This is a genomic window from Ilumatobacter sp., assembly GCF_965215205.1.
Classification (GTDB): domain Bacteria; phylum Actinomycetota; class Acidimicrobiia; order Acidimicrobiales; family Ilumatobacteraceae; genus Ilumatobacter_A.
Genome location: NZ_OZ244049.1, coordinates 2,658,967 through 2,672,058, shown reverse-complemented (window position 1 = coordinate 2,672,058; position 13,092 = coordinate 2,658,967). Strand labels below are relative to the sequence as shown.

Sequence of the window (13,092 nt, the reverse complement as noted above, 5' to 3'; positions counted from 1 at the left end):
CTCGGCGTCGACGCGCAGCTCGCAGCTCGCAGCTCGCCGACCCTCCCGGCGGGCCGTCCGGGACGCCGACGGCCGGTCAGAGCCGGTCGATCAGGGCGAACACCTCGGCTGCCGCCATGTCGTGCGGAGCGCCGAGCGCGGTGAGGCGCTCCCGGATCCGCGACCGGAACGCGTCCAGCTCCGAGGCGTCGGCGGCCCCCATCGTCGACTCGAACTGGCTCTCGTGCGCCTCGAGGGCGTGCAGCTTCACGTCGAGCGACGTCGACACGTCCTCGACGTGATCGGGTCGGTCGGCCTCCCACAGCAGGAGGGCGTCGGGGCGGTGGTGGGCGACGCCCTGATCGGGGAAGAAGTGGGGATCGCGAGCCGCCACGATCCCCTCGCACGCGAGGAGACCGGCGTGGCGGTGGTCCGGGTGCAGTCGGTACCGCTTCCACGGGTCGTGGCCCAGCACGACCGACGGCCGCAGCTCGCGGATCGCGCGTGCGACCTCGGCTCGCTCGGCGAGGCCGCTCTCGAGCTCGCCGTCGACGTGGTCGAGGAAGCGCACCTCGCCGGCGGTGGAAGGGGCGAGGCGACGAGCTGCCTCGCGCTGCTCGTCGCGGCGACGTTCGGCGAGCGCGGCGACGTCGGCGCCCACGTCCCAGGTGCCCTTGGACCCGTCGGTGCACACCAGGTGGTGGACCACGCACCCCTGCGCCGCCCACTTGGCGAGCAGACCTCCGCACCCGAACTCGACGTCGTCGGGGTGAGCGCCGATCGCCAGCGCGGATTCGGGGGCGTCGAGGTCGGACGTCCACTCGACGCCGTCGCTCATCGACGGGGGTTGTCCGGGATCGTTGGGAGCCATGCGGGCAGGACCTCTCTGAGCAGCGGGTGGTTCAGGTCGTCGGGGGTGTCGACGTCCAGCGACAGGTGGGGGTCGAGGCGCACCTCGATCGGCAGCGTCGAGACCGAGCGCCGGTGCCGGACGTACGACCCGGGACCGTAGCTCGCCGCCACCGGGGTCGCCGTGGGGAACGACATCACGTTCGTGCCGTCACGGCGGCGGTCGGGGACGAAGGTCGCGGTCCCCTCCCGGGCGACGTCGAGCAACCGCTCGGGGAGGGGCAGGTCCGCGTGGGCGACCACGACGTGATCGAACCCGGCACGTCCGATCGCGGCCACGCCGTCGTCGACCGCCCCGTTGAGACCGCGCCCCACGGTCCACACGACCTCGGCGCCGAGGTCGTCGGCCCAGCGCCGGACCTCGGGGTCGTCGCACGCGACGTGCACCGTCACGGATCGGGCCGCGGCGACGACCCGCTCGGCCATCCAACGGGCCAGGCGAGCGCGGTCCCCCGCGCTGAGCACCGGTGCGAGCCGCCCCTTGGCGTCGCCGAACGCCTTGATCGGTACGAGCGCAGCGACGTCCACGCGGCGAGTGTAGGAACCGACGGCGTGCGCGGAGCTACGGTCGGCCGGCAGGGGGTCGCCCAGCGACCACGACGAACCGGGGGGACGGATGTCGGATGGCGAGCGGGGTGGGTCGTTCCACGTCGGGGTGATCGGAACGGGGTCGTGGGGGACGACGATGGCCGCGCTGACCTGCGCCAACGCGCCGACGACGCTGTGGGCGCGACGCCCCGAGCTCGCGCAGCGGATCAACGAGGAGCGATCCAACGACGAGTACCTCGACTCCTTCGAGCTGCCCGAGGCGCTCGTCGCCTCGAGCTCGCTCGACGAGGTCGTCACCACGGCGGACGTGATCGTGATGGCGGTCCCATCGCACGGCTACCGGGAGGTGGCGCGCCGGGTGGCCGAGCACCTGCGGCCGTGGGTCCCGGTCGTCACCCTGGCGAAGGGCCTCGAGCGCGAGACGCAGCAGCGCATGAGCGAGATCACCGCCGAGGAGATGCCCGGCCACCCGGTGGCCGTGCTCACCGGGCCCAACCTGGCGCGCGAGATCATGGGCGGCCAACCCGCCGCGAGCGTGGTCGCGATCGACGACGAGCGGATCGCCCGTGAGCTGCAGCGGCTCTTCACGCGACCGGCTCTGCGCGTCTACACGAACCCCGACGTCGTGGGGTGCGAGGTCGCCGGGGTCGTCAAGAACGTGATCGCGATCGCCTCGGGGATGGCCCGGGGCATGGGGTTCGGCGACAACACCCGCGCCACCCTGATCACCCGTGGGCTCGCCGAGATGACCCGTCTCGGCGAGGCGCTCGGAGGGGACCCCGCCACCTTCGCCGGCCTGGCGGGGATGGGCGACCTGATCGCCACCTGCTCCTCCACGCAGAGCCGCAACAACACCGTCGGACGTCGCCTCGGCGAGGGGGACTCGATCGACGAGATCGTCGAGTCGACGAACATGGTCGCCGAGGGGGTCGGGTCGTCGCCGAGCGTGCTCGACCTCGCACGCCGCAACGGCGTCGAGATGCCGATCACCGAGCAGGTCGTGGCGGTCTGCCACGAGGGCCGCACCGCGCCCGACGCCCTGGGAGCTCTGATGGAGCGCGACGCGACGAGCGAGGTGGAGTAGGGCGGGGCGAGCGAACCGCCGACGTGGCCACGGCGGAGGAGGTCGCGGCGGCGCGGGAGCGATCGACGACGGCTGCACGAGCGCGGCGGCGCACCGGGCGACGTGGTGCGGTCGAGCGGGACCACGTGTCCGTCCGGGCGCTGCGCTGGTTGAATCGTCCCGGTGAGCTCCGACCGGTCGACGTCCGCCACCGCCGGGGCCGACCACGATCCCTCCGGGGACGTCACGATCGGCGTGACGGGCCGCCGCGAGCGCTGGTCGGTCTCACCGTGGGGATCCGTCACCTCGTGGTCCGCGCCCGATGCGCCGGCGCTCGACTGGTTCGTCGCCGCCGACGACCGGTGGCACGTCCCGTCGCGCGAGCCGACCGTGCGCCGGCGCCGGGTCGAGGGGACACCGGTGCTCGAGACGCGGCTGCGGATCCCCGACGGAGACGCGGTCCAGCGGATCTGGGCGGTGCCCGACGCCGGCGGCGGGGTCGTCGTCGAGTTCGAGAACGAGTCGCCGATGCCGGTCGCGGTCGCGGTGTCGGGCCCCGAACTGCTCACGGACCGGCCGCCGTCGGATGTCGAGGTCCGCGGCATCGAGCTCGACCCGGGCGCGGTCGTGCTGCCGGTGGGGCACCGTGCCACGGTGCGAACGGGGATCGGGTTCGCCGGCGCCCGCCCCACGCTCGCGAACCTCCCGCCCGCCGATGCGGTGGTGCGTGGCTGGGCCGGCCGGGCCCGAGGCGCGAGCCACCTGGTGCTCCCCGACGAGGCGCTCGTCGAGGCGGTCGTCTCCGCACGGTGCGATCTGCTCCTCGACGGGCCGGTCGAGCCCGCCCACGACCCGATCGGGTTCCTGCTCGACGTCGGCGAGCTCGTCCGCTGCGGCGACCCCGCGGACGACTGGCTCGTCGAGGTGGTCTCCCCGACCGAGCGGGTCGCCCGGTCCGTGACGAGGCGCCGCGGAGCGCCGATTCCGTCCGAGCGCGGCGGTCCCGTCGTGCGCGACGCGATCGCCGCGGCGCGCCTGGTGGCCGCCCGCGCCGGTGACGAGCGCGCGGTGGGCGACATCGACGCCCTGTGGGCGCGCATCGGAGCCGCGGCGCCCGCCACGCCGGCTGCGAGCGCGGGCGCGCTCGCCTCGGGCGACCCCACCTCGCTCGCCTCGCTCCGGCGGTCCGCCTCGGTGGGGCGCTTCGTCCGGGCGGTGGAGCGGCGGCTGGCGTCCGACGGGCGTCTGCTGGTCGGCGGGATGCCGTCGGCGTGGCTCGGCCGGGACCTCGAGGTCCACCACGTCCCGACCGGGTTCGGTTCGTCCGTGTCGTACGCGCTGCGTTGGCACGGTGAGCGACCGGCGGTCCTGTGGGAGCAGCACGGGGAGCGGACGGTGACGCTCAGCGCCCCCGACGTCGATCCCGGTTGGACGAGCGAGGAGTCGTCGGGTGAGGCGCTGTGGGCGGTCCCGCCGACAGCGGCACGGGCGCGGCGTTCGATCCCGCTCGGGGGCGGGGTGGCGCCCGACCGGTCCGACGAGACCGGTCGGCCAGGTGGGTCGAGCGACTCCGGCGGGAGCTTCACGTGACGGGGGCGCGAGCGTGGTGACGCGTCGACGGCCGGGCCGCAGGGTGGCGTCGTCGGTGCGGCGGGCTCCCACCCGCGAGATCGAGAAGGCGATGTGGGCCCTCGGCCACGACCAGGTGGTGGGGATCGACGAGGTCGGCCGGGGGTCGTGGGCCGGGCCGCTGATGGTCGGCGCCGCCGTCCTGCCGCGCGAGACCCGGGTCAACGGCATCCGCGACTCCAAGCTGCTCACCGAGGCGCGCCGTGAGTTCCTGTTCGACCGCATCGCGTCGTGGTGCACCACGTGGGCGGTCGGCGCCGTGAGCCAGGTCGAGTGCGACCGGATGGGGATGTCGGCCGCGCAGAAGCTGGCGACCCGCCGGGCGATCGATCAGCTCGACGTCGTCCCCGACGTCGCGGTGACGGACGGGACGTGGGACTTCGTGTCCCCCGCGGTCGAGAACGTGGAGCTCGCGGTCAAGGCCGACCTGCGCTGCGTGAGCGTCGCCGCGGCGAGCATCCTCGCCAAGGTCGTCCGCGACCGAGAGATGCGCCGCTGGGCCGAGCACTACCCGCACTGGTCGTTCGACACGAACAAGGGCTACCCGTGCCCCGTCCACAAGGCCGCGCTCCAGGGGTACGGACCCTCGGCGATCCATCGCCGGACCTGGGTGTTCATGGACAACTACGTCCCGTGGACCGCGATCCGTCGCACGCCGCCGGTCGGCCAGACCGCCCTGTTCTGACCTCGCCGGCGAGTCGGGGTGGGGCGCCGGGATCGGACCGGGTCGGACCTCAGAGGACGGCGTCGACGGCCCGCACGAGGAGCCAGACGCCGAGCAGCACGGCGGCGACGGTGATCGCGAGGAGCGAGACCACCACGATCGCCGAGATGCCCAGGGCGGCGATCGACGACCGCCGGGTGCGTGCCGGCTCGGCGAGCTCGGCGCGCAGGAGCGCCACGTTGCGCGAGTTCGACTTCCAGACGAAGTCGAACGCGTCGCCGAGGAACGGGACGACACCGACGAGCGACTCGATCAGCACGTTGCCGACCATCCGGCCCACGGTCGGCAACGAGACCCCCTGGTGCACCGCGGTGACGATGACGACGGTGGAGGCGACGAGCCCGGCGCCGTCGCCCAGCCCCGGCACCATCCCGATCGCGCCGTCGAGCCCGACTCGTCGATCGGTGCCGGGGACGCGGATCGAGTCGTCGAGCAACCACGCCAGGCGTTCGACGAACGGGGGCACGGGCCGGCCGGCATCGGATCTCGCCGTCTCGCCCCGTCGCCGGCCGGTGGTCCGCTCGCCCGGGACGGCGCCGAGCTCGAGCTCGGGCGCCTCGTCGGCGGAGGACGTCGAGGCGTCGCCGGTCACGTGCGTGCCTCGCGCCACGCCCCCGTCGACCACAGCGCCCAGGCGACGAGCACCGGCTGGAAGAGGAGGCGACCGAAGCGCTTCGCGTCGGAGTCGAGGCCGAACGCGTCGGTGCCCTCCAGCCACTGCGCGACGTTGCCCGGGAACACCCCGACGAAGAACGCCGCCGCGATCCAGCCGATCTTCGCCCGACGCTCACCGGCGAGGACGAGCGCGAGACCCAGCAGGATCTCGACGACGCCGGACACGACGACGACGCGATCCTCCTCGACCGGAACCCAGCTCGGGACCTGGGCCCGGAACTCCCTGCGCAGGAACGTCAGGTGACCGGTCCCGGCCCCGACGAGGCTGGCGCCGAGCGCCCAGCGGGCGACCGCCCGGATCGTCGAGGTCATCGGCCGACGCACCTCGGCGCATCGTGCTCACTCACGCGACGTCCGCGGTGGAGTCGAGCTCGGACAGGAAGCGCGCCGCCCAGCCGCGCACGTCGCTCTTGCGGATCTGGTCGCGCAGGCCGGCCATCCGGCTCCGCCGCTCGTGGCGGTGCATCTCGACGGCTTCGACGATGGCGTCCTGGAGGGCGTGGTCGTCGTGGGGGTTGACGAGCACCGCATCGGTGAGCTCGTCCGCGGCGCCGGCGAACTCCGACAGCACGAGCACCCCGTCGCCGTCGATGTGGGCCGCGCTGTACTCCTTGGCGACCAGGTTCATGCCGTCGCGGAACGGGGTGACGATCATCACGTCACCGGCGCGGTAGAGGGCGACGAGCTCGTCGTAGGGGAGCGTCTGGTACAGGTAGTGGACGACGGGCAGCCCGATGCGGCTGAAGCGTCCGTTGATCTCGCCGACCATCCGCTCGATCTGCGCCCGCTCGTCCTGGTAGTGCTCGACCGCCTCGCGCGTCGGGGTCGCGATCTGCACGAGCACGTGGCGGGTGGGGTCGAGGCGCCCGTCCTCGAGGAGCTGCGCGAACGCCCGCAGCCGCAGTCCGATCCCCTTGGTGTAGTCCAGCCGGTCGACGCCCAGCATGATCACCTCGGGGTCGCCCAGGCGCGCCCGGATCTGGCTGGTCCGCTGGCGAGTCGCGCGACCGGCGGCGATCTCCTCGACCTCGGCCACGTCGATCGAGATCGGGAAGACGCCGACGCGGCTGCGGCGCCCGTCGTGGAGGATCGCGTCGCCGTCGACCTCGGCGCCGAGGAGCTGCTGGGCGGCGGCGGTGAAGTTGGCGGCCCCCATCGGGCGTTGGAACCCGACGAGGTCGCAGCCGAGGAGCCGCCGCACGATCTCGTCACGCCAGGGCAGGCGGGTGAACAGCTCGACCGGGGGGAACGGGATGTGCAGGAAGAAGCCGATCACGAGATCGGGGCGCAGCTCGCGCAACCGCCCGGGAGCGAGCTGGAGCTGGTAGTCGTGGATCCACACGACCGAGCCCTCGGGCGCCACCTGCGCGATGGCGTCGGCGAAGCGGTCGTTCACCCGGCAGTAGGCGTCCCACTGGTCGCTGTCGAAGGTCGACTCGCGCAGCGCGTCGTGGTACAGCGGCCACAGCGCGTCGTTGGAGAACCCCTCGTAGTAGAGCTCCATCTCCTCGGCGCTGATCGGGACCGGGTGGAGGTCGACCCCCTCGACCTCGAACGGGTCGACGTCGTCGCCGCTGTCGCCGGTCCAGCCCACCCAGGTCCCCCCCGACTCGCGCAGCATCGGGTACAGCGCTCGCACGAGCCCGCCGGGCGATGGCGCCCACCCGTCGTCGGTGCGCATCACCGGGAGGCGGTTGGCCGCGACGACGATGGGACGGTCGATGGGGGCCGCCTCGTCGACGGCGGGTGGCGCGGTCGCCTCGGTGGCGAGGCGAGCGCGACGCTCGACCGTGGTCTCACCGCCGGCATCGGTGGGTCGTGCTCCGCTCATGGTCGACAGGATGACACGCGATCGCGGCTTCGGCACCGATCAGCGCGCCGTCGGCGCGACGGTCCGCGCGAGCGCGGCGTGATCGGTTCAGGCTCGCTCGAGCGCCGCGCCGAGGTCGTCGACGAGGTCGGAGGAGTCCTCGATGCCGACCGAGAGGCGGATCAGGTCGTCGGGCACCTCGAGCGGCGAGCCGGCGGCGGAGGCGTGGGTCATCGCGGCCGGGTGCTCGATCAGGCTCTCGACCGCGCCGAGCGACTCGGCGAGGGTGAAGACCGAGGTCGTATCGGCGACGCGCATCGCCGCCTCGCGGCCGGCGGCGAGGGTGAACGACACCATCCCCCCGAAGTCGCTCATCTGCTTGGCGGCCGCGGCGTGGCCGGGGTGGTCGGGGAGCTGGGGGTACAGCACGCGGTCGACGGCGGGGTGCGCGACCAGCAGGTCGACGATCGCGCGGGCGTTCCGGCAGTGGCGATCCATCCGCACCGCCAGGGTCTTCACGCCGCGCAGCACCAGGTAGCAGTCGAAGGGTGCGGGGACCGCTCCGGCGGCGTTCTGGGTGAACGAGATCCGTTCCGAGAGCGAGGCGTCGTCGACCGCGACGAAGCCCCCGACCACGTCGCTGTGGCCGCCGAGGTACTTCGTCGAGGAGTGGACCACGATGTCGGCGCCGAGGGTGATCGGTCGCTGCAGGTACGGGGTGGCGAAGGTGTTGTCGACGACGAGCAGGGCCCCGCGCTCGCGCGCCACGTCGGCGATCGCCTCGATGTCGACGCAGGTCAGCAGGGGGTTGGTCGGGGTCTCGAGCCACACCATCGCGGTGTCGTCGGGCCAGCCGTCGCGCAGCGCGTCGACGTCGGTGAGGTCGACAGCGCTCCACTCGATGCCGAGCGGGGCCCACACCCCGGAGATGAGGCGGAAGGTGCCGCCGTAGGCGTCGTTGCCGAGCAGCACCCGCTGCCCCGGGCGCAGCAGGCGCAAGATGTTGTCCTCGGCGGCGAGGCCGCTCGCGAACGACATCCCGAACCGCGCCTGCTCGAGCGAGGCGATCTGGGTCTCCATCGCCGTCCGGGTCGGGTTGCCCGAGCGGGAGTACTCGTACCCCCGGTGGTTGCCGACGCCGTCCTGCGCGAACGTGGTCGACAGCGAGATCGGGGTGACCACGGCCCCGGTGGCGGGGTCGGGGTCCTGACCGGCGTGGATCGCACGGGTGGAGAACCCGGCGAGCTCGGACCCGGACTCGGACTCGAGGTCGCCCATCAGGCGCCGGTCGTCGGCAGGTCGGTGCCGGGCAGCTCGGTGCCCTCGGCGACCGAGGTGAAGTACGACAGCAGGTCGGTGCGGGTCAGCACGCTGAGCGGGCGACCTCCGGAGAGCACGAGCAGCGCGGGCGTCGTCTCCAGCATCTGGACGGCGAGCTCGACCTCCTGGCCGACCCCGATCGTGGGCAGCTTCGCCCCCATCACCTTCTCGACCTCGGTGCTCATCGCCCCGGGATCGCGGTGGATCGTCTCCATCAGCTCGAGCTCGTCCACCGATCCCGACACCTCGGCGTTGGCGAACGGCGGGGTGTTCTTGCACACCGGGAGCTGGCTCACCCCGTTGGCGCGCATGATCTCGATCGCCTCGCTCACCGGCTGCGTCGGGTTGACGTAGAGCAGGTTCTCGATCGAGGCGTTGCGTGCGTCGAGCACCGCACCCACGCACTGATCGCACCGGCGGAGGAACCCGAAGTTGGCCATCCACTCCTCGTTGAACACCGACGACAGGTAGCCGCGCCCCGAGTCGGGGTTGAACACCACGACCATGTCGTCGGGGTCCGCCTCGCGGGCGACGCGGATCGCGGCGGCGACGGCCGTGCCGCCCGACCCCCCGATCAGGATCCCCTCGGTCTGGCTCACGTGGCGCGCGGTGAGGAAGCTCTCCTCGTCGCTGATCGCGATGACCTCGTCCCACAGGTCGCCGTCGTAGGCGGCGGGGAAGAAGTCCTCGCCGACCCCCTCGACGAGGTACGGACGTCCCGAGCCCCCGGAGAACACCGATCCCTCGGGGTCTGCGGCGATGATCCGGATGTCGGGGTTCTGCGACTTGAGGTAGCGGCCGGTCCCGGTGATCGAGCCGCAGGTGCCCGCCCCCGCGACGAAGTGGGTGATCCGCCCGGCCGTCTGGCGCCAGATCTCCGGGCCGGTCGTCTTCACGTGGGCGACGGCGTTGTGGGGGTTCTGGTACTGGTTCGGGCGGAAGGCGTCTCGCTCGGCGGTCAGGCGCTCGGCGACCTTGTAGTAGCTCTGCGGGTCCTCGGGGGCGACCGCGACCGGGCAGACGACGACCTCGGCGCCGTAGGCGCGCAGCAGGTCGACCTTCTCCTTGCCCGCCTTGTCGGTCATCACGAACACGCACGAGTAGCCGCGCTGCGCGGCGACGATCGCGAGCCCCACCCCGGTGTTGCCGCTCGTCGGTTCCACGATCGTGCCACCGGGACGAAGCTCCCCGCTCGCCTCGGCGGCGAGGATCATCTCGAGCGCGGGGCGGTCCTTGGACGAGCCGCCCGGGTTCGTCACCTCGTGCTTCATCACGAGGCTGCACTCGATGCCCTGCTCCTCGCTGATGCGGCGCATGCGCACCATCGGGGTCTCGCCGATCAGGTCGAGGATCGAGTCGGCGATCTCCGTCCCCTCGAGGGCGGGGTGACGTTCGTCGGTCATCCCCCGACGTTAGGTCACGGGGCCCCGGGTGCGCACCTGGGGCCGCCGGCCCGACTCAGCTCGCCGCGTGGGCGTCGTCGGGGAGCAGGTGGGGCGCGTGCTCGGCGAGGTGGGCGACGAGGTCGCGGGCGCTCGGGTTGACCATCGCGGTGTCGCCGACCACGACCGTCGGCACCGTCTCGTTGCCGTTCGCGTGGAGGCGCACCACCTCGGCCTGGCTCGGGTCGTCCCAGATGTCGTGCTCGACGCGCTCGACGCCGAGGCGGTCGAGCTGGTTGCGCAGCGAGGAGCAGAACCCGCACCCCGGCCGCCAGTAGAGATCGATGCGGTCGGGCACGGAGGAGGCCATGGCACGAGGCTAGGAATCGCGCGTCCCGGTGCGGCGGGGACGTGACCGATTTCCGACCCGCGCAGCCCGCGCGCCGGTGGTCACCGGGCCCGAGCGCCGCCTGCCATCATGGAGGCGTGGCGCACCTGGGGCTCGTGACGATCGTCGTCGACGACTACGACCGAGCGAAGCGACACTACGTGCAGGACCTCGGCTTCAGCCTGGTCGACGACATCGACCAGGGCGAGGATCGACGATGGGTGGTCGTGTGCCCCGCCGGGGTCGAGCGCGACCTGTCGGCGACCCACCTCCTGCTCGCGCGCGCCGACTCCGCCGACCAGCGGGCGAGGATCGGCGACCAGACCGGCGGCCGGGTCGGGTTCTTCCTGCACACCGACGACTTCGACATGGAGCACACGGTCCTCAGCCAGCGCGGCGTCGAGTTCGAGGAGGAGCCGCGCGACGAGCCCTACGGGAGGGTCGCGGTGTTCCGCGACCTCTACGGGAACCGGTGGGACCTGATCGAGACCATCGCCTCGCAGATCTGACCGCGCGCCGCGGGCGTGCGGTGCGCCGCCGCACGGATCGATCGACGAGATCGACCGGTCTCGGGTGGTTGGGCGCCGGGCGCGACGGGGAGGCTCGGCCGATGACGCCCTCGCGCGACGATCCGCTCGCCGCCCGCCTGTCCGCTGTCCTCGACGCCGACGTCGTGCGCCTCGCCCGCGTCGGGGGCGGTGACGTGGCCGACGCGCGGCGCGTCGAGCTCGCCGACGGGCGCACCCTGTTCGCGAAGACCCACCGCGATCCTCCGCCGCGCTTCTTCCACACCGAGGCCGACGGCCTGCGCTGGATGGCCGAGGCCGGGGCGCTCGCGGTCGCGGACGTCGTCGCGGTCGAGGAGTCGCTGCTGGTGCTCGGGTGGATCGACGAGGGACGCCCGACGGCGGGCACCGAGCCCGACCTCGGCCGTGGTCTCGCCCGACTCCACCGCGCCGGCGCCCCGAGCTTCGGTCGCGAGGACCGGCGCACGACGGGGAGCCGTGCCCTGCCGAACGATCCGTGCGCGACGTGGGCGGAGGGGTACGCCACGAACCGGTTGCTCCCGCTCGCCCGCCTCGCCGCGGACGGCGCGGCGCTCCCCTCGTCGGCGGTGGCGCGCCTCGAGTCGGTAGCCGGTCGTCTCGACGGCGTCGGCGCCGCGGACGAGCGGCCCGCCCGCCTGCACGGCGACCTGTGGGCGGGCAACCGCCTCGTCGACACCGACGGTCGGAGCTGGCTGATCGACCCGGCCGCGCACGGCGGCCACCGCGAGTTCGACCTCGCGATGATGCAGCTCTTCGGCGGGTTCTCGCCCGAGTGCTTCGATGCCTACGACGAGGAGTTCCCCCTCGCCGAGGGCTGGCGCGATCGTGTTCCGCTCCACCAGCTCGCCCCGCTGGCGGTGCACGCGATCAAGTTCGGGGGGAGCTACGCGGCGGCGACCGAGCGGGCGCTCGACGCGGCCGAGCGCGTCCTGTGAGCCACGCCGCGTCGCTCGTCGGCGACGCGGCGCCCCGACGTCGCTGGCAGACTCGGGGGATGGGTCCTCCGACGCTCGACGCCTCCGTCTACCTCGACCGCCTCGCCCGGGTCCGATCCGCGATGGACGACCGCGGGGTCGACGTCGTGATGCTGTCGGTCGGCCACGACCTGCCGTACCTGACCGGGTACACCGCGATGCCCCTCGAGCGGCTGACGATGCTCGTCGTCCCCCGAGGAGCGGAGGCGACCCTGGTCATCCCCGGCCTCGAGGCCGCGCGCGTCGTCGAGCAGCCCGGTGTGTTCGAGCTGGTCCCGTGGGCGGAGACGCAGGACCCGACCGAGCTGGTCGCGGACCTCGTCGGCGGTGCGCGGACCATCGCCGTCGGTGACCAGATGTGGGCGCGGTTCTTGGTCGAGCTGCTCCACCACCTCCCCGACGTGGCGTGGACCCGGGCGGTCGACGTCGTCGGCGCGCTGCGGATGAGCAAGGACGCCGTCGAGATCGACGCCCTCGCCGCCGCCGGGGCGGCGGTGGACCGCATCGCCGGGGAGCTGCAGCGCGGCGAGATCCCCCTCGTCGGGCGGACCGAGGCCGAGGTCTCGGCCCACCTCGGTCGACGGATCGTCGAGGAGGGCCACCAGAAGGTGAACTTCGCGATCGTCGCGGCCGGGGAGAACGCGGCCAGCCCCCACCACCACGCCGGCGATCGCGTCATCCGGCCCGACGAGATCGTGCTGTGCGACTTCGGCGGGACGATGGACGGCTACTGCTCGGACACGACGCGCTGCGTGTTCACCGGTGAGATCGCCCCCGACGTGGCGGAGGCGTACGCCGTCCTCCACGCGGCTCAGGCCGCCGGCGTCGCCGCTGCGACGGTCGGCACGGCGTGCGAGGACGTCGACCGGGCGGCGCGCGCGGTCATCGACGGTGCCGGGTACGGGGAGTGGTTCATCCACCGCACCGGGCACGGCATCGGCCTCGAGGAGCACGAGGACCCCTACATCGTCGAGGGCAACGACCTCCCGCTCGAAGCCGGTCACGCGTTCAGCATCGAACCGGGGATCTACCTGCCGGGTCGCTGGGGGATGCGCCTCGAGGACATCGCGGTGGCCACCGACGACGGGCCCCGCTCGCTGAACAACTCGGACCACGATCTCGTCTCGGTCTGAGCGCGAGAC

General features: G+C 73.1%; 14 protein-coding genes. 6 read left to right on the top strand and 8 right to left on the bottom strand.

Annotated features, from left to right (window positions below):
- Positions 1-76: 76 nt before the first annotated feature.
- Both ACOOHC_RS12560 and cofC read right to left on the bottom strand, forming a co-directional pair.
- Positions 77-817 (bottom strand): PIG-L deacetylase family protein, encoded by a 741-nt coding sequence (locus ACOOHC_RS12560; RefSeq protein ID WP_420450747.1) that lies wholly within the window; start codon positions 815-817, stop codon positions 77-79.
- Positions 814-1,416, bottom strand: a complete 603-nt coding sequence (cofC, locus tag ACOOHC_RS12555; protein WP_420450746.1) for a 2-phospho-L-lactate guanylyltransferase — start codon at positions 1,414-1,416, stop codon at positions 814-816. Before cofC ends, ACOOHC_RS12560 begins: the two co-directional genes overlap by 4 nt.
- Before the next feature lie 88 nt (positions 1,417-1,504).
- Between cofC and ACOOHC_RS12550 the strand changes: the two genes are divergently transcribed.
- The 3 genes from ACOOHC_RS12550 (at position 1,505) to ACOOHC_RS12540 (ending at position 4,814) form a co-directional block, all read left to right on the top strand.
- Positions 1,505-2,521: an NAD(P)H-dependent glycerol-3-phosphate dehydrogenase gene (locus ACOOHC_RS12550; RefSeq protein ID WP_420450745.1), complete on the top strand. Its 1,017-nt coding sequence runs from the start codon at positions 1,505-1,507 to the stop codon at positions 2,519-2,521.
- A gap of 162 nt (positions 2,522-2,683) precedes the next feature.
- Positions 2,684-4,090 (top strand): hypothetical protein, encoded by a 1,407-nt coding sequence (locus ACOOHC_RS12545; protein ID WP_420450744.1) that lies wholly within the window; start codon positions 2,684-2,686, stop codon positions 4,088-4,090.
- 55 nt (positions 4,091-4,145) lie between these two features.
- Positions 4,146-4,814, top strand: a complete 669-nt coding sequence (locus ACOOHC_RS12540; RefSeq protein WP_420450743.1) for a ribonuclease HII — start codon at positions 4,146-4,148, stop codon at positions 4,812-4,814.
- A 49-nt stretch (positions 4,815-4,863) separates the two neighbouring features.
- Here ACOOHC_RS12540 and ACOOHC_RS12535 read toward each other — a convergent pair whose 3' ends face one another.
- From ACOOHC_RS12535 to ACOOHC_RS12510, 6 genes are all read right to left on the bottom strand, one after another.
- Entirely contained in the window at positions 4,864-5,445 is a 582-nt protein-coding gene (locus ACOOHC_RS12535; protein ID WP_420450742.1) for a DUF4112 domain-containing protein, read from the bottom strand.
- Complete coding sequence (locus ACOOHC_RS12530; RefSeq protein ID WP_420450741.1) at positions 5,442-5,840, bottom strand: hypothetical protein; 399 nt, start codon at positions 5,838-5,840, stop codon at positions 5,442-5,444. The genes ACOOHC_RS12535 and ACOOHC_RS12530 overlap by 4 nt, the downstream gene beginning before the upstream one ends.
- A 31-nt stretch (positions 5,841-5,871) precedes the next feature.
- Positions 5,872-7,209: an alpha,alpha-trehalose-phosphate synthase (UDP-forming) gene (locus tag ACOOHC_RS12525; protein WP_420453797.1), complete on the bottom strand. Its 1,338-nt coding sequence runs from the start codon at positions 7,207-7,209 to the stop codon at positions 5,872-5,874.
- Positions 7,210-7,446: 237 nt separating this feature from the next.
- Positions 7,447-8,616, bottom strand: a complete 1,170-nt coding sequence (locus tag ACOOHC_RS12520; protein WP_420450740.1) for a cystathionine gamma-synthase — start codon at positions 8,614-8,616, stop codon at positions 7,447-7,449.
- The gene (locus tag ACOOHC_RS12515; RefSeq protein WP_420450739.1) at positions 8,616-10,061 is read right to left on the bottom strand and encodes a cystathionine beta-synthase; all 1,446 of its coding nucleotides are present in this window, start codon (positions 10,059-10,061) and stop codon (positions 8,616-8,618) included. Before ACOOHC_RS12515 ends, ACOOHC_RS12520 begins: the two co-directional genes overlap by 1 nt.
- Before the next feature lie 55 nt (positions 10,062-10,116).
- Positions 10,117-10,410 carry a glutaredoxin family protein gene (locus ACOOHC_RS12510; RefSeq protein WP_420450738.1) on the bottom strand — a complete coding sequence of 98 codons (294 nt, stop codon included), beginning with the start codon at positions 10,408-10,410 and terminating at the stop codon, positions 10,117-10,119.
- Between the two features lie 116 nt (positions 10,411-10,526).
- Here ACOOHC_RS12510 and ACOOHC_RS12505 point away from each other — a divergent pair, with 116 nt between their 5' ends.
- From ACOOHC_RS12505 to ACOOHC_RS12495, 3 genes are all read left to right on the top strand, one after another.
- The gene (locus ACOOHC_RS12505; protein WP_420450737.1) at positions 10,527-10,937 is read left to right on the top strand and encodes a VOC family protein; all 411 of its coding nucleotides are present in this window, start codon (positions 10,527-10,529) and stop codon (positions 10,935-10,937) included.
- Positions 10,938-11,038: 101 nt separating this feature from the next.
- Positions 11,039-11,911, top strand: coding sequence for a fructosamine kinase family protein (locus ACOOHC_RS12500; protein ID WP_420450736.1), 873 nt, complete (start codon positions 11,039-11,041; stop codon positions 11,909-11,911).
- A 59-nt stretch (positions 11,912-11,970) separates the two neighbouring features.
- Positions 11,971-13,083, top strand: coding sequence for a M24 family metallopeptidase (locus ACOOHC_RS12495; RefSeq protein WP_420450735.1), 1,113 nt, complete (start codon positions 11,971-11,973; stop codon positions 13,081-13,083).
- The last annotated feature ends 9 nt before the right edge of the window (positions 13,084-13,092 follow it).